Genomic DNA, 15,590 nt, shown 5'->3' on the forward strand with positions numbered 1-15,590 from the left:
TTCTGGGTTTATAATTGTAAATAACGTTTAAATCAGTACATTTATCAGTATATGACAACAACTTTTAGCGCTAAAGAACGATTGAAAAGTAAAAAGGAAATTGATTTAATTTTTTCCGAAGGCAAATCTATTGCTAGATATCCTGTACGTCTCATATATAGAAAAACTTCATCTAAAAATGAGTCTTCGATACAAACATCAGTTTCGGTCAGTAAACGTAATTTTAAAAAAGCTGTACAAAGAAATCGTATAAAACGTTTGTTGCGCGAAAGTTATCGAAAAAATAAGTATCTTGTGATCAATAACACTTCTCATCACTTTACTTTTATGTTCTTGTATACAGGAAAAGAAATGCCTGACTATATATTAATAGAATCTAAAATAAAAGAAATACTACAAAAGTTTGTTGTAAAGGAAATAGAGACTTCTTAGCTTTAATATCCTTTCACTTATTAAAAAAATAAAAAGTATGAAAAAGAAAATCCTTTATTCTACCCTTGTCGTAGCCATTTTATTTTCTACTGTTAGTTTTAAATCTGATTTTTTTGAAATAGCAAAACAGATTGAAATTTTCACTACCATGTTCAAAGAATTAAATATGAACTATGTAGATGAAACCAATCCTGCTGAACTTATGGATACTGCTATAAAGGCAATGCTAGATGATTTGGATCCATATACCAAATATTGGAATGAACAGGATGTAGAAGCTTCTAAAATTAGAAATGCAGGAGAATATACAGGTATTGGTGCTTCTGTAAAAACAGTGAAAGATAAAATAATCATTGTAGAACCCTATAAAGATTATCCCGCCGATAAAGCTGGTCTGAGAGCGGGAGATGAAATAATCAAAATAGGTGATGTAACAGTGTCAGATTTTGAAGAAGATGCCGGAGAGCTTCTTAAAGGAGCTAGCGGTACCGAAGTAGAAATTAGTTACAGAAGACAAAATCAAATTAAGACAACCACACTAACCAGAGAAGAAATAGAAGTAAAAGCAGTACCATTTTTTACGTTACTAGATGATAATTCTGGATATATAGTATTATCAAAGTTTAATAACAAAGCCTCATCCGAAACTATAGCTGCCTTAAAAGATTTAAAAGCTAAAGGAGCTGATAAGATTATATTAGATCTTCGAGGAAATCCTGGTGGTTTATTAAGTGAAGCCATAAACGTAACGAATATTTTCGTACCCAAAGGAGAGTTAATTACAACTACAAAATCTGTTGTAAAAAAATACAATAAGGAATACTTTACTAAAAAAACTCCTATTGATACCGAAATTCCTTTAGTAGTACTTGTAAATGGTCGAAGCGCTTCTGCAAGTGAAATTGTTGCAGGAAGTATCCAGGATTTAGATAGAGGAGTAGTAATAGGAGCCAGAAGTTTTGGAAAAGGATTGGTACAAAGACCGAAAAAATTAACGTACGGTACGCAGCTTAAAATTACTATTTCCCGATATTATACACCAAGTGGTCGATGTATTCAAGCATTGGATTATTGGAATCGAGATGAAAACAATAAAGCAGTTCGAATCAGTGAAAAAGATTTTAAAGCTTTTAAAACAAAAAATGGAAGAACCGTTTATGATGGAGGAGGAATACAACCAGATATTGAAATGGAAACTTCTAAATTTAGTAATATAACCACTTCATTATTACAATCAGACGCAATATTTGATTATGGTACAAAGTATTATTATGAACATGAGAACATGGATGTTAACAAGTTTAAGTTTACCGATAAAGATTATGAAGACTTTAAAAAATTCGTAAAAGAAAGTGGTTTTGATTATGAAACAGCAACAGAAAAATCTTTAAAAAAATCATTAGAAGTTGCTAGAAGAGACAAGCTGGATACCGATATTAAAGAAAGTTATAATGCATTACTTGCTACAATAAAAACCTCTAAGGCAAAAGGATTAGATACTTATAAAACTGAAATTGCAAACTTGCTTACAGACGAAATTGTAAAACGTTATTCGTATAGAGAAGGATTGTATAACTATTATATCAATAATAATCCTGAAATTGAAAAAAGTAAAGAAATATTAGGTAATAAATCTAAGTATGAAAGTATATTAAAATAGTTAGTACACTTTCATAGTAAATATATAAAAACCCAGCAATAAAGCTGGGTTTTATTTTTTATGAAGTTATCATTGCTATATGAGGAATTCCATCTTCTAAATACTCCTTACCTTGTTGTATAAATCCATGTTTTTCATAGAATCTTTTCAAATAACATTGGGCAGAAATTTTTATTTTATCGGTTTTATAGTGCTCTTTTATTGCTGAGATACTATGTTTTATAAGATCGTGTCCGTAACCATATTTTCGTTCCTTTTCTGAAACTACAACTCTACCAATACTGCTTTCATCAAAATAATCACCTGCATCGAATATTCTTGTGTATGCCACAATATCATCGTTCTTATAACCTATAACATGAAGTGCTTTTTGGTCTTTGTTATCTATATCTTGATAAACGCAATCTTGTTCAACAACAAAGACTTCTGCGCGTAAGCGCAAAATTTTATACAACTCCTGAGTTGACAATCCATCAAAACGCTTAATTTCAAAATTTATATCGCTCATAAAAGAAAATGATTAACACATAGAGATCTTATTAACTCTATTCTCGTGTCTTCCACCTTCGAAATCAGTAGCCAAAAACGTTTTAACCATTTCTACCGCCTGTGGTAACGAAGTATATCTAGCAGGTATACTAATCACATTAGCATTGTTATGTAAGCGGGTCAATTCCGTTATTTCTTTAGTCCAACATAGACCAGCTCTAACATTTTTATATTTATTTGCTGTCATAGAAACACCATTTCCACTTCCACAAATAAGTATTCCATAATCTACAGTTCCATTATCAACATCTTTCGCAACCGGATGAACAAAATCTGGATAATCTACGCTACTATTTTCATCTGTTCCGTAATTAACAACCTCTATTCCTTGTGATTTTAAATAAGTTATTATTCCGAATTTATATTCAGTTCCTGCGTGATCATTTCCAATAGCTATTTTCACAACTTTTAAATTTTTATTTTATTAAAGATTCTAGATTTATAATTTGAAAACAAAGATACTTCAAACAAAAAAAGTAAACTTCAAAAAATCAATAAATTACCTTAACGTTACCCCAATGTTAATAACTCCTTACCTTCTGTTAACATTGGGTGTGAATAAATAGTTGCTAAATTAAAGAAACTTTATTTGGACATCTTAATTTAAATTAGAATACAAAGGTCTTGACATCAAATCAAAATTTATTAATGACTTTTTCTTGTGAAGTTTTTAAACATTAATTTATTGTTATCAACTGTGATTTTTATGCAAAAATATCAATAAAAAGATGTGTTTATAAACTATGAACATCTGTTAATTAAAATTAATTCTAATAAGATTATCAAGTATTTAACCTTTTTATATGTTGTTAATATATTTCTGAAAAATCAATCTAACTTAAAAAGCAAAAAAAAAATAGAAAAGTTATACCGCTATCAACACTATATTATAATCATCATTTTTATTTTAAATTTTAAAAAAAGAAAAAGATATATATATGATATATGTTGAAAACTATAAAAAGTATGGATAATAAGACTAGATAATTCTTAGATGAGAATTTGTGTTAAGATCATCTATGATTTCTTGAACTCTAATTTTATCCTTTGGATGGATTTTTAGATGGATTCCGCCAAGAGCGTTTGAGTAAAATGGAAATACGCCAATCATTGTTTCATTCTCAAAAAAATAAGAAATTCCTTCTCTTTCCAAAAGAAGTCGTAATATTGCATAATCGTTTGGATATGTAAAGGTTGCTATAGTTATAAAATCTTTCATGAAAAAAGTCCAGATAATTGATGATTTACAATATACAAATTATCTAAAAAAAGACTTAGTTGATTTGTGTTGCTTCCTTATCGGATAAGATCGTACCGTTTATTTCTGATTTTTTATTGGTATCTGTATGTTCGTCCATTGTGTTTCCAATATATACTGTAGCATAATATAAGCCTAATAAAAATATTAGGGTAAACAGAAATATTATCTTATGAATTTTTTTGACTTTAGGTATCATACTACTTAGTACCAAACGAATAAATAACAATCTTCGTATTTTAAAATTAAGTAAATTTTAAGAAAAATAATAAGATTTGTTTAAATATTTTAAACGTAAACATTTGATTTACAGATATAATATTTTTTTAACTTTAAACAAGAATAAAATTTAATATTAAATAAAAGTTTATATAGAAAACAGTGAACCTAAAAAGATAAGCTGTAATTTTATATGATAAAATTTAAAAGACATTAATGAAAAGAAAAAGAAGAAGAGGAAGAAGGAAAAAGTCTCCCAAAATTGAAAACATTACACAAGGAATACTTAAGATACTTAAATCAGAACCTAACAAAACTTTTAATTATAAACAGATTGCCGCCAAGTTTGGGGTAGATGATCCTAGTAGTAGGAATCAAATAATTAAAAAGTTGACGCAATTAGCGGCTAAAAAAGAGATAGAAGAGGTAGATAGAGGAAAATTCAAAATAGTTCCTAATATCAACACCTATACAGGAGTATTAGAATTAACTTCTAAAGGAACAGGATATGTGATTGTAGAGGAATTAGAGGATGATATTTTTGTACCCAATAATAATCTTAACAAAGCACTAAATGGTGATGAAGTAGAGGTTTATGTATACAAAAGAAAACGCAGAGGTAAGAGCGAAGGAGAAATTTCTAGAATCATTTCTAGAAGTAAAAATGAGTTTGTTGGAGTTATAGAAATACAGAAGAACTATGCATTTGTAAATATGCAAGATTCTAGAATGTATACGGATATTTTTATCCCTAAGAACAAGATAAAAAATGCTGAGGATGGAGATAAGGTTTTAGTAAAGCTTGAAGATTGGCCAGAAAAGGCAGATTCTCCATTTGGAAAAGTAGTAAAAGTACTTGGTAAACCTGGGGAACATAATACAGAAATTCATGCAATTTTAGCCCAATATGGATTACCTTATGAGTTTCCATCTGAAGTTGAAAATTATGCAAATGAACTAGATACTTCCATTCAGGAATCAGAAATCAAAAAAAGGAGAGATATGCGTAAAACGCTAACGTTTAGTATCGATCCTAAAGATGCTAAAGATTTTGATGATGCACTTTCTTTTGAAATATTAGAAAATGGAAATTACGAAATAGGAATTCATATTGCAGATGTTTCTCATTACGTAAAACCAGGAACTATTCTGGATGATGAGGCTTATGAAAGAGCTACATCGGTGTATTTAGTAGATAGAGTAGTTCCCATGTTACCAGAAGTATTATCAAATAATGCTTGTTCGTTAAGACCTCATGAAGAAAAGTATACGTTTTCTGCTGTTTTTGAATTAAATAACAAAGCAGAAATTAAAAAACAATGGTTTGGGAGAACAGTAACCTACTCAGATGCACGTTTTGCGTATGAAGAAGCACAACATATCATCGAGACTGGTAAAAACGGTATTCCAAAGGAGATTTCGCTTACAGGAAAAGCATATAACGCTGATCAAAAAATAGCTGATGCGGTATTAAAATTGAACGAATTAGCAAAAATAATGCGGACTCAAAGAATGGGGAAAGGAGCTATTTCTTTTGATAAAGTCGAAGTTAAATTTAGTTTAAACGAAGAAAAGAACCCAGTAGGAGTGTTTTTTAAGACTTCTAAGGACGCTAATAAGCTTATTGAAGAGTTTATGTTATTAGCTAATAAAAAGGTCGCAGAATTCGTTGGAAAACAAAATCCAAAGAAAACATTTGTATATAGAGTACATGATGAACCTAATGATGAAAAACTTGCTGCTTTACAAAACATAATTGGAAGGTTCGGATATAAGTTGGATTTGCGAGATCGAAAAACAACCACAAAATCATTAAATGGTTTGTTAAAAGATGTTCAAGGAAAAAAAGAACAAAATTTGGTTGATACCCTTGCAATTCGAAGTATGAGTAAAGCAGAATATACTACTCATAATATTGGACATTATGGATTAGCCTTTGATTATTATTCACATTTTACTTCACCGATTAGAAGATATCCTGATGTTATGGCACATCGTTTGTTACAACATTATTTGGATAATGGAAAAACTGTGGCAGAAGAAGAATATGAAGAAAAGTGTAATCATAGTAGCTCAATGGAGAATTTAGCTGCAAGTGCAGAAAGAGATTCCATTAAATATATGCAGATCAAATTCATGAAAGATCATGAAGATGAAGAGTTTTTAGGTGTAATTTCTGGAGTAACAGAATGGGGGATTTATGTAGAAATTATAAGTAATAAATGCGAAGGAATGATCAGATTAAAAGACATGAATGACGATCACTATATTTTTGATCAGGATGAATATGCTATAATTGGTCAACGTTCTAAAAAAATGTATCAGTTAGGAGATGAAGTGTATGTAAAAGTTAAGAATGCAGATCTAGTGAAGAGACATTTAGATTTTACATTGCTTGGTAGTAAAGAAGAATTAGAATAAAATAAACGTAATAATCGTTTATTAAATAAAAATCACACAATTATCAAATTTAAAAGTAATAGGGAAATGAAAAAAGTAATAATTCTTACATTTTTATTGGTAGTATCAGGATTGCAAGCGCAAAAAGTAATCACTAAAAATGTAGGTGATTTTAGTGAACTAAAAGTTTTTGATAAGATAGAAGTAAAATTATTGAAGGGTTCAGAAAACAAGGTTGAAATTTCGGGGATTAGTAGAAGAGAAGTAGATGTAGTGCTTAAGGATGAAGTATTAAAAATAAAAATGTCATTAAGTAATACTTGGGATAATAATGATACAGAAGTAATTGTCTATTATAAGTCAATATCAAAGTTAGATGTGAATGAAGGAGCAAAGATTATGGTGAAAGATATGATCTCTGCAGATGAATTAGATTTACGAGCGCAAGAAGGTGGTGATATCTATGCTGAAATTAAAACTGGTAGATTGTTGGCTAGAGCTGTTAGTGGAGGTGGATTGCATTTAGAAGGTAGTGCTGATGAGCAAGAAGTCACTGTAAAAGCTGGTGGACAATTTATGGGAGAAGATCTAAAAACAAAAAGTACTCAGGTTAAAATTAGCGCAGGAGGAAGAGCTAATGTTAATGCAAGTGAATATGTAAAAGCAAATACTGCGGCTGGTGGAACAATTAGAATTTATGGAAATCCGAAGGAAGTAGATGGAAAAAAAGTTTTTGGTGGTAAAATTATAGAGGTAAACTAAGTAGTATTTTCTAACTTTGTAAGAAATATATCTACTTTTCTATGTTTCAAGATGCTCAAGCAGCAATATTTTTAGGTTTTGTGCTTGCCTTTTTAATTGGACCTGTTTTTTTTGTTTTATTAGAAACTGCGGCAATCAAGGGGTTTAGAGCAGCATTGGCTGTAGATCTTGGAGTTATTTTTGCAGATATTGTCTTCATTTTAATTGCATATTTTAGTACCAATCAAATATTAGAAAAAATAAAGGATGATCCTGCGCTTTTTGTATTTGGAGGTATGCTTTTAGCTACCTATGGTGCTATATCTTTTATCAAGGAACGAAAAAATTACAATAAGCTTAGAGATACTTCCGTAGAAATTATTAATAAGAATAATTACTTGGTATTGTTTATAAAAGGGTTCTTATTAAACTTCATCAATATTGGTGTTTTAGGATTTTGGATTGGCATTATTGTAGTAGCTGGACCTCAGATGGACATGAATACAAATAGAATCATTGTATTTTTTGCAATGGTTTTAATTACCTATCTATTTGTTGATATACTTAAGATGTTACTTGCAAAAAGACTAAAAAGAAAACTAACTCCAAAGCGGACATACCTAATCAAAAGAAGTATTAGTATGATTATGGTTGTTTTTGGAATTTTTTTGATTGTAAAAGGAGTGCTTCCTGATACAATGGAGCAGAAAATTCAAGATAGAATAGAGAAAATTACACCAGATTCTGGTTTTAAATAAAAAAAGTCCTGTTAAATAACAGGACTTTTTTTTGAGGTGTCGAGCGGATTCGAACCGCTGTAGATGGTGTTGCAGACCACTGCCTAGCCACTCGGCCACGACACCCTTTTTGATCTTAGACGGCAAATGTAAAAAAATTTATGAATACTTCAGATGTATTTATCTTTTTTTACTTCTGGTAATTGTAACCATTTGTACATTTCCGCCAATAGGTGGATTAATTTTAGAGACATCTACCGTAGCTTTTTCAACCAATGGTAACTCTTCTAATATACGATTTAAAATTCGTTCTGCGGCATGTTCTAGTAGTTTAGAACGTATAGCCATTTCTTCTTTTACGATAAGATTAAGATGCACATAATCAACAGTATCTGAGAGCTGGTCAGAATGAGCTGATGTGTTTAAATCAGCTTTAACTTTTAGATCAACCCTGTAATCAGAACCAATTTTTTTCTCCTCTACAAGGCATCCATGATATGCATAAACCTTGATGTTTTTTAGTGTAATTAACCCCACAAAATTTTTTTACAAAGGTAATAGAATCTTTGCAAAGAATTTACAAGGAAACACCCCTTTTGTATTAGGTTATTGTAACAATTAAAGAGTAATTATATAATTGTTGTGTATCATTGGAAATATTAGGTAGTTTTGTGTTTTATTTTTATCAAATGACAGAAGAAAAAAAATCACTCAATTTTTTAGAGCATATTGTCGAAGAAGATTTGGCCAATGGAATGAATCAAGAAGATTTACGTTTTCGTTTTCCTCCAGAACCAAATGGATATTTGCATATCGGTCATACTAAAGCTATAGGAATTAGTTTTGGTATGGGTTTAAAATATAATGCTCCAGTAAATTTACGTTTTGATGATACCAATCCTGCAAAAGAAGAACAAGAATATGTAGATGCGATTAAAGAGGATATTAGTTGGTTAGGATATCAATGGGATAAAGAATGTTATTCTTCAGATTATTTCCAGCAGTTATATGATTGGACTGTTCAATTAATAAAGGATGGAAAAGCCTATGTAGATAGTCAATCTTCAGAGGCTATAGCAGAACAAAAGGGGACAACTACAGAACCTGGTATTAATAGTCCATTTAGAGATAGGACAGTGGAAGAAAATCTGGATCTATTTGAAAAAATGAAAAATGGGCATTTTGAAGAAGGAGAGCATGTTGTAAGAGCCAAGATTGATATGGCAGATCCTAATATGCTTATGAGAGATCCTTTGATGTATAGAATCCTTAAAAAATCTCATCATAGAACGGGTGATGAATGGTGTATTTATCCTATGTATGATTGGACACATGGAGAAAGTGATTACATAGAAAATATATCACATTCTTTGTGCTCTTTAGAATTTAAACCACATAGAAAATTGTATGATTGGTTTTTGGATCAGGTGTATGATAACACAAGTATTAGACCTAAACAACGAGAGTTTGCCAGACTAAATCTAAGTTATACTATTATGAGTAAACGTAAGTTGCTTAGATTGGTGAATGAAGGTGTAGTAAAAGGGTGGGACGATCCTAGAATGCCTACAATTTCTGGATTAAGAAGAAGAGGATATACTCCTGCATCAATTAGAAAATTTGTAGATACTGTTGGTGTGGCAAAAAGAGAGAATGTGATAGATGTATCATTACTTGAATTTTGTGTTCGCGAAGATTTAAATAAAACAGCACCAAGAGTAATGGCTGTTTTAGACCCAGTAAAGCTGGTTATAACTAATTATCCTGATGGTGAAGAAGAATGGTTAGAGGCTGAAAATAATCCAGAAGATGAAGCTGCAGGAAATAGAAAGGTACCTTTTTCTAAAGAATTATATATAGAGAGAGAAGATTTTAAGGAGGAAGCTGGGCGTAAATATTTTAGACTTACATTAGGTAAAGAAGTACGACTTAAGAATGCCTATATTATTAAAGGTGAGAATGTTATAAAAGATAGTAATGGAGTAATAACTGAGATTCATTGTACGTATGACCCTAAGAGTAAATCGGGTAGTGGCACAGAGGAATCTAAACGTAATGTAAAAGGAACATTACATTGGGTATCTATACAACATTCTATTCCAGCAGAAATAAGATTGTATGATCGTTTATTTAACGATGAAGCTCCTGATAGTCACAAGGAGAAAGATTTTATGGAATTCTTGAACCCAAGTTCTTTAAAAATAATTACGGGTTATGTAGAGCCTAGTTTAAAAGAATCAACACATTTAGAAAGATTTCAGTTCCAGAGATTGGGTTATTTTAATGTGGATCCTGATAGTACTTCGGACAGCCTAATTTTTAATAAAACTGTCGGTTTAAGAGATACTTGGGCTAAAGTTAAACCTATTACCCAGAATACTAATAACAATACTCAAAAGCCTCAGAATACAAAGATAGAAGTGTCTGCTATTAATGAGATTAAAAGAGCAGGGAAGAAGTATACCAACTTATCAGAAGAGAAGAGAGAGGCTCTTAAATCGAAAATATTGGAAGCGGCTAAAGATGTTGATATTGATGAATTGGTTCCGTTATATGCAACAGCTGCTAAGAAAATAGGAACGAGAATAGTGACAACTTTAGCGCTTGGTGTTATATTAGAACATAAGGGTTTAACGCCTAATCAGGATGCTATTGATTTTATAAAGAAAGGTAGAGAAGATGCTAACGAGTTATTAAGAGCAGAGGCTGAGCAAGTAGCGAGTGGATTAGGATTATAAAGTTTTGATTACCATCATAAAAAGAAAAAGACGGATGTTAGTCCGTCTTTTTTTGTTTTAATGTATACTGTTAGAAATCTGCAATTTGCTCATCTTGAGGAATTTCTATATCAGTATTGAAATTTTTAAATACTTTTTTAGTATCCTCATCATCTAGTAATTTATTGGCATCTATAAAGTACCATTTTTCTTTTTTCTTATTATAGAATCCGAATAAAGAGGATTTAAATTTCACCGTACGACCATTATAATCCATCTCTATGGTATTTTTTACTAGACAGCGATATTCTTTTTTTTCTTTTCGTATATCAGTTACTTCATCAACCTGTGAGCTAACAATTTTAATTTTTTGAGCAGTCATAGCTCTAAAGGTATCTTCTAATTCTTGTTTCAATTGTTCGTTTCCTATCTTTTTGGATATTTTAGGATGTGTATGAAGTAAAAGAGTATTAACATCTTTTTGTACAGAAGCTTCGGATACGATCTTTGCATCTCGTAAAGCTAGTTTTTCTAATTTGGACATGCTTTGGGAAAAAACACTTCCTGAGATTAATAGAAAGAGGAGTAAGTAATTTTTCATGACTTGCGATTATAAGTGACTGTTTTTTGTGTATAAGAAAAATTGATTAATTATTTTTCTTAATTAATTCTATCTATCATAAACGGATCTATATAAAAGACTATGAGCTTAAATAAAAGTTGCATAGTATGATTTTATATCTTTTTTTTAAAATGCGCTTAAAACCGTTTATTTTAGTTTTTTTACAAAATTAGTAATTTATCTCATTAGATATTTTGAAAATTAGGAAAAAAATAAAATCCGATCATTAATGATCGGATTTAGTTTTGTAATAAGAAATTCTTATTCTTCTGTGTTTTTTCTACCAATACCTTTTTTGGCATTTTGGCGTTTCATTTCTTCTCCTATTTGGTTGGATGCTGTAAAGGATGCAATCATATTGTTTAGCATATCACTTCCTGCCTGAGGAGAGTTTGGTAGTAAAATTAAATTACTGTTGGTTTCTTCACCTATAGATTGTAAAGTATCATAGTGTTGGGTAACCACAATTAAAGCAGAGGCTTCTTGAGAATTGATACCTACGTTATTTAAAACATCCACACTTTCTTCTAGACCTCTAGCAATTTCTCTTCGTTGATCTGCAATACCTTGACCTTGTAATCTCTTACTCTCTGCCTCAGCTCGAGCTTTTGCTACAATCTTAATACGTTCGGCTTCAGCCTCATACTCGGCTGCAACTTTTTCTCTTTCTGCAGCGTTAATTCTATTCATTGCTTCTTTTACTTGAAGATCTGGATCGATATCAGTAACAAGAGTTTTTATGATATCATAACCATAATTAACCATCGCTTCATTTAATTCTTGTTTTACAGCGATAGCAATATCGTCTTTTCTTTCAAAAACATCATCAAGTTTCATCTTTGGCACTTCTGCACGTACTACATCAAATACATAAGATGTAATTTGATCATGTGGATTTTCTAGTTTATAGAAAGCGTCATAAACCTTATCCTTTATAACTTGGAATTGTACTGATATTTTTAGACGCACAAATACGTCGTCCTTTGTTTTTGTTTCAACAATAACGTCTAATTGCTGTATTCTTAGATTAATACGACCGGCAATTCGATCAAAGATTGGAATTTTAAAATGTAATCCGGAGTTACGAATACTTAAAAATTTTCCAAATCTTTCAACAACAGCTGCTGTCTGTTGTTTTACTGTAAATATCCCGGATACCAGTATAAGAAATCCTAGGATAATTATTGGTATAAAATATAGTGTCATTGGTTTTGATATTAAATGTTATTAGATACTTTGAATTTACTAATTAATTGTAAATAGATAAATTTTATTTCGCAATAGTAATCATGGCGGTGGACATTCCAGAGCTGCTAGAGGTACCGAATGCTACAGAAATTATTTCCCATCCATCTTTGGACGCTTTATTAAGAGTATCTTCAACCTGTTTGCGAAGTTTTTCAGTAGACCAAAGATTTGATATTTTAAGTACTTTATATTGTTTTTCCATAGATGACAAAGTTTAAGATCATTACTTTATCTGTATGATTTTAGTCATAAACGTTACAGAATAAAACAAAATAGCCTGTTAATTGTGTAACAGGCTATAGTAAGATAATGCGTAAAATAGATGTTATATTTTTTCTATTGTAGATTCAATTCTTTTAATCGTTTCTTCTTTTGAAATGATGGACATGATCTCAAATAGGTCTGGACCTTGTAGAGATCCAACTAATGATATTCGAAGAGGCATCATAATTTTACCAAAACCAATTTCTTTTGATTTGATCCAACTTTTAACGATGTTGGAAACATTTTCTGATGAAAAATCATCAATATCAGTTAGTATCCTTGTTAGTTCATGCATGAGAGATGCTGTGTCTTCTTTCCACGCTTTTTTAATTGCTTTTTCATCATATTCAGAAGGAGCAATAAATAGGAAAGAGCTAAGATCCCAAAGGTCATTTGTAAAAACGGCTCTTTCTTTAATAAGACCAACAATTTTGTTTAAATCAAAGGAAGAAGATATGTTCTTATTTTGTAGAATATTTTTTAATTGTTCCACGTGTAGAGAGTCGTCTGTATTTTGAAAATGTTGTTGTTGAAACCATTTTGTTTTTTCAGGATCAAATTTGGCTCCCGCTTTATTCACTCGTCCAAGGTCAAATGATTGAATAAGTTCCGTTAAGGAAAAGATTTCTTGTTCTGTTCCTGGATTCCATCCTAAGAACGCTAGCATGTTAATAACAGCTTCTGGTAGATAACCATCTTCTCTATAACCAGAGGCGATTTCTTTCGTTTTTGGATCTATCCATTGTAGGGGAAATACAGGAAAACCTCCTTTGATACCATCGCGTTTTCCTAACTTACCTTTTCCAGTAGGCTTCAGGATAAGTGGTAGGTGAGAAAAACTTGGAGTTTCCCATCCTAATGATCTATATAATAGCACATGTAATGGTAGAGAAGGTAACCACTCTTCACCGCGAATTACATGAGTAATTTCCATAAGATGATCATCCACAATATTAGCTAGGTGATATGTTGGCATACCATCACTTTTAAAAAGGATTTTATCATCAAGTACATTAGTTTCGATAGTTATAGTACCGCGTACTTCGTCAATAAGTTGAAGAGTTTCGTCGACAGGACATTTAAAACGAATAACATAAGGTTCGCCAGAATTAATTTTTTGCGATATTTCATTCTCCGATAAGGACAGTGAGTTATTCAGTTTTTCTCTATTATGCCAGTTGTAAACGAATGTTTTTCCGTTTTCTTCATGTTGTTTACGATGTAGATCTAATTCTTCTGAAGTATCAAAAGCATAATAGGCATGACCATTTTGGATAAGTTGGTCAGCATATTGTTTGTATAAATGTTTTCGTTCACTTTGTCGGTAAGGGCCGTAATTGCCTTCTTTTCCTGGACCTTCATCAAAAGGAATATTGCACCAGTTTAATGCGACGATTACATAATCTTCAGCTCCAGGAACGTAACGGTTTTGATCTGTATCTTCTATACGAAGAACAAAAGTTCCTTGATGTTTTTTAGTAAATAAGTAATTAAATAAAGCTGTTCTTACACCACCAATATGTAGCGGACCGGTAGGACTTGGAGCAAATCGTACACGTGGTTTGTTTGTCATAGTTAAATGTTTTAAACCGTAAGGTTATAAAAGAAATGACAAAGATACGATCTTATAAAAGTGTAAAAAAAGGATTTAAAGTAATTAATTATGTAATGTTACATAGGTTTCATTTCACGTGGAACACGTTTATTCATTAACATAAACCATAATGGTGGAAATAAAGAAAGTACCATGGAGGTAGGGTAGCCAAAGGGTAGTTGAGGGCTTTGGTCATGGTGATCAAGAATTTGATATTTTTTAGAGGCTCTATAATGATGATCGCTATGGCGAGTAAGTTCAAAAAGAAGAATACGGCCTAGTAGATGATTGGAGTTCCAGGAATGTATTTCGCGAACTCTTTCGTAACGTCCGGAGTTATTTTTCTTACGAACAAGACCATAATGTTCTATGTAATTGATAGTTTCTAGAAGTAAAAAGCCAACAGTACCACATGATATAGCAACCCATAGTCCTGTTAAACCGAATAAAGAATAGGTTATGCCTAGATAGCATGTTGTGATAATCATATACCAAAACATATCGTTTTTGAAGGAAAAAAATGAACGATTCTCTTTTTTAAGAAGTGTTTTTTGAATTTTCCAAGCACTTATATATTGTCCAATTACAGATGTGATCCAAAAAATGTATACAGGTTGGTTATAACGAGCTGTAGCAGGGTCATCTTTAGTAGCAGCTTTAAGATGATGTCCAAAATTGTGTTCTATATAAAAGTGCATGTATAATGAAGGAAGTAGAAGAGCTTTAGCGATAAATCTTTCGTTAGAAAATCTATGCCCTAATTCATGACCGACGTTTATTCCATTGGCACCAAGAACTATTCCGGTCGATATAATAATTCCTACTATTTCAAAGGTTTTTAAATCATTGGAGGAAATGGTATAAAGAGCATAAAATAGTATTAAATAAATCAAAGGGAGATTTATATATAAAAGCCAATCGAATAGTTTTTTCTTGGATATAGTTAATCGGGTATCAGGGTCTAAATTTTCTTCAGACGAAGGAGTAAAAAGTTCAATTATTGGTATAATACCAAAAACATAGATTGGGGTTAGGTAGGTATAAATATCCATTAGATAGATACTTAAAACTGCAACTAAAGGTATGCTATATGCAGATATGTATTTAAGATCTTTCATAACAAGTTATAATCTAGGGTTTTGAATTATA

At 31.1% G+C, this 15,590-nt stretch carries 16 protein-coding genes and 1 tRNA gene; 6 read left to right on the plus strand and 11 right to left on the minus strand.

What is annotated here, in order from left to right; translation table 11 throughout:
- The first annotated feature begins 51 nt into the window (after positions 1 to 51).
- On the plus strand, positions 52 to 432 hold the full coding sequence (gene rnpA, locus Q1B37_RS16530) for a ribonuclease P protein component (RefSeq protein WP_299900308.1): 381 nt from the start codon (positions 52 to 54) through the stop codon (positions 430 to 432).
- Positions 433 to 469: 37 nt separating this feature from the next.
- On the plus strand, positions 470 to 2,092 hold the full coding sequence (locus tag Q1B37_RS16535; protein WP_299609718.1) for a S41 family peptidase: 1,623 nt from the start codon (positions 470 to 472) through the stop codon (positions 2,090 to 2,092).
- A gap of 58 nt (positions 2,093 to 2,150) precedes the next feature.
- Here Q1B37_RS16535 and Q1B37_RS16540 read toward each other — a convergent pair whose 3' ends face one another.
- The 4 genes from Q1B37_RS16540 to Q1B37_RS16555 form a co-directional block, all read right to left on the minus strand.
- On the minus strand, positions 2,151 to 2,600 hold the full coding sequence (locus Q1B37_RS16540) for a GNAT family N-acetyltransferase (RefSeq protein ID WP_299900310.1): 450 nt from the start codon (positions 2,598 to 2,600) through the stop codon (positions 2,151 to 2,153).
- 12 nt (positions 2,601 to 2,612) lie between these two features.
- Positions 2,613 to 3,044, minus strand: a complete 432-nt coding sequence (rpiB, locus tag Q1B37_RS16545; RefSeq protein WP_299900313.1) for a ribose 5-phosphate isomerase B — start codon at positions 3,042 to 3,044, stop codon at positions 2,613 to 2,615.
- Positions 3,045 to 3,620: 576 nt separating this feature from the next.
- On the minus strand, positions 3,621 to 3,860 hold the full coding sequence (locus Q1B37_RS16550; protein WP_299609711.1) for a DUF2007 domain-containing protein: 240 nt from the start codon (positions 3,858 to 3,860) through the stop codon (positions 3,621 to 3,623).
- Between the two features lie 55 nt (positions 3,861 to 3,915).
- Entirely contained in the window at positions 3,916 to 4,098 is a 183-nt protein-coding gene (locus tag Q1B37_RS16555) for a hypothetical protein (protein WP_299900315.1), read from the minus strand.
- A gap of 236 nt (positions 4,099 to 4,334) precedes the next feature.
- On the opposite strand from Q1B37_RS16555, the gene rnr reads away from it, so the two are divergent.
- From rnr to Q1B37_RS16570, 3 genes are all read left to right on the plus strand, one after another.
- A complete protein-coding gene (gene rnr, locus Q1B37_RS16560; RefSeq protein WP_299900318.1) occupies positions 4,335 to 6,539 on the plus strand; it encodes a ribonuclease R in 2,205 nt (734 codons plus the stop codon).
- 66 nt (positions 6,540 to 6,605) lie between these two features.
- Complete coding sequence (locus tag Q1B37_RS16565) at positions 6,606 to 7,280, plus strand: head GIN domain-containing protein (RefSeq protein ID WP_299900321.1); 675 nt, start codon at positions 6,606 to 6,608, stop codon at positions 7,278 to 7,280.
- 41 nt (positions 7,281 to 7,321) lie between these two features.
- On the plus strand, positions 7,322 to 8,017 hold the full coding sequence (locus Q1B37_RS16570; protein ID WP_299609702.1) for a LysE family transporter: 696 nt from the start codon (positions 7,322 to 7,324) through the stop codon (positions 8,015 to 8,017).
- A 34-nt stretch (positions 8,018 to 8,051) separates the two neighbouring features.
- Here Q1B37_RS16570 and Q1B37_RS16575 read toward each other — a convergent pair.
- Together Q1B37_RS16575 and folB are read right to left on the minus strand one after the other, a co-directional pair.
- A tRNA-Cys gene (locus Q1B37_RS16575) sits at positions 8,052 to 8,122 on the minus strand.
- A 54-nt stretch (positions 8,123 to 8,176) separates the two neighbouring features.
- Positions 8,177 to 8,533 carry a dihydroneopterin aldolase gene (gene folB / locus Q1B37_RS16580; protein ID WP_299609700.1) on the minus strand — a complete coding sequence of 119 codons (357 nt, stop codon included), beginning with the start codon at positions 8,531 to 8,533 and terminating at the stop codon, positions 8,177 to 8,179.
- Positions 8,534 to 8,685: 152 nt separating this feature from the next.
- Between folB and Q1B37_RS16585 the strand changes: the two genes are divergently transcribed.
- Positions 8,686 to 10,734 carry a glutamine--tRNA ligase/YqeY domain fusion protein gene (locus tag Q1B37_RS16585; protein ID WP_299900324.1) on the plus strand — a complete coding sequence of 683 codons (2,049 nt, stop codon included), beginning with the start codon at positions 8,686 to 8,688 and terminating at the stop codon, positions 10,732 to 10,734.
- A 70-nt stretch (positions 10,735 to 10,804) separates the two neighbouring features.
- Here Q1B37_RS16585 and Q1B37_RS16590 read toward each other — a convergent pair whose 3' ends face one another.
- The 5 genes from Q1B37_RS16590 to Q1B37_RS16610 form a co-directional block, all read right to left on the minus strand.
- Positions 10,805 to 11,257: a hypothetical protein gene (locus Q1B37_RS16590; protein WP_299900326.1), complete on the minus strand. Its 453-nt coding sequence runs from the start codon at positions 11,255 to 11,257 to the stop codon at positions 10,805 to 10,807.
- Between the two features lie 339 nt (positions 11,258 to 11,596).
- Positions 11,597 to 12,541 (minus strand): SPFH domain-containing protein, encoded by a 945-nt coding sequence (locus Q1B37_RS16595; protein ID WP_299609691.1) that lies wholly within the window; start codon positions 12,539 to 12,541, stop codon positions 11,597 to 11,599.
- A 64-nt stretch (positions 12,542 to 12,605) separates the two neighbouring features.
- Positions 12,606 to 12,785 carry a DUF4177 domain-containing protein gene (locus tag Q1B37_RS16600; protein WP_299609689.1) on the minus strand — a complete coding sequence of 60 codons (180 nt, stop codon included), beginning with the start codon at positions 12,783 to 12,785 and terminating at the stop codon, positions 12,606 to 12,608.
- Between the two features lie 123 nt (positions 12,786 to 12,908).
- A complete protein-coding gene (gene gltX / locus Q1B37_RS16605; RefSeq protein ID WP_299900328.1) occupies positions 12,909 to 14,420 on the minus strand; it encodes a glutamate--tRNA ligase in 1,512 nt (503 codons plus the stop codon).
- Positions 14,421 to 14,518: 98 nt separating this feature from the next.
- Positions 14,519 to 15,559 (minus strand): alkane 1-monooxygenase, encoded by a 1,041-nt coding sequence (locus Q1B37_RS16610; RefSeq protein WP_299900332.1) that lies wholly within the window; start codon positions 15,557 to 15,559, stop codon positions 14,519 to 14,521.
- Positions 15,560 to 15,590: the final 31 nt, after the last annotated feature.

Source organism: uncultured Aquimarina sp., assembly GCF_947492965.1.
Taxonomy (GTDB): Bacteria; Bacteroidota; Bacteroidia; order Flavobacteriales; family Flavobacteriaceae; genus Aquimarina.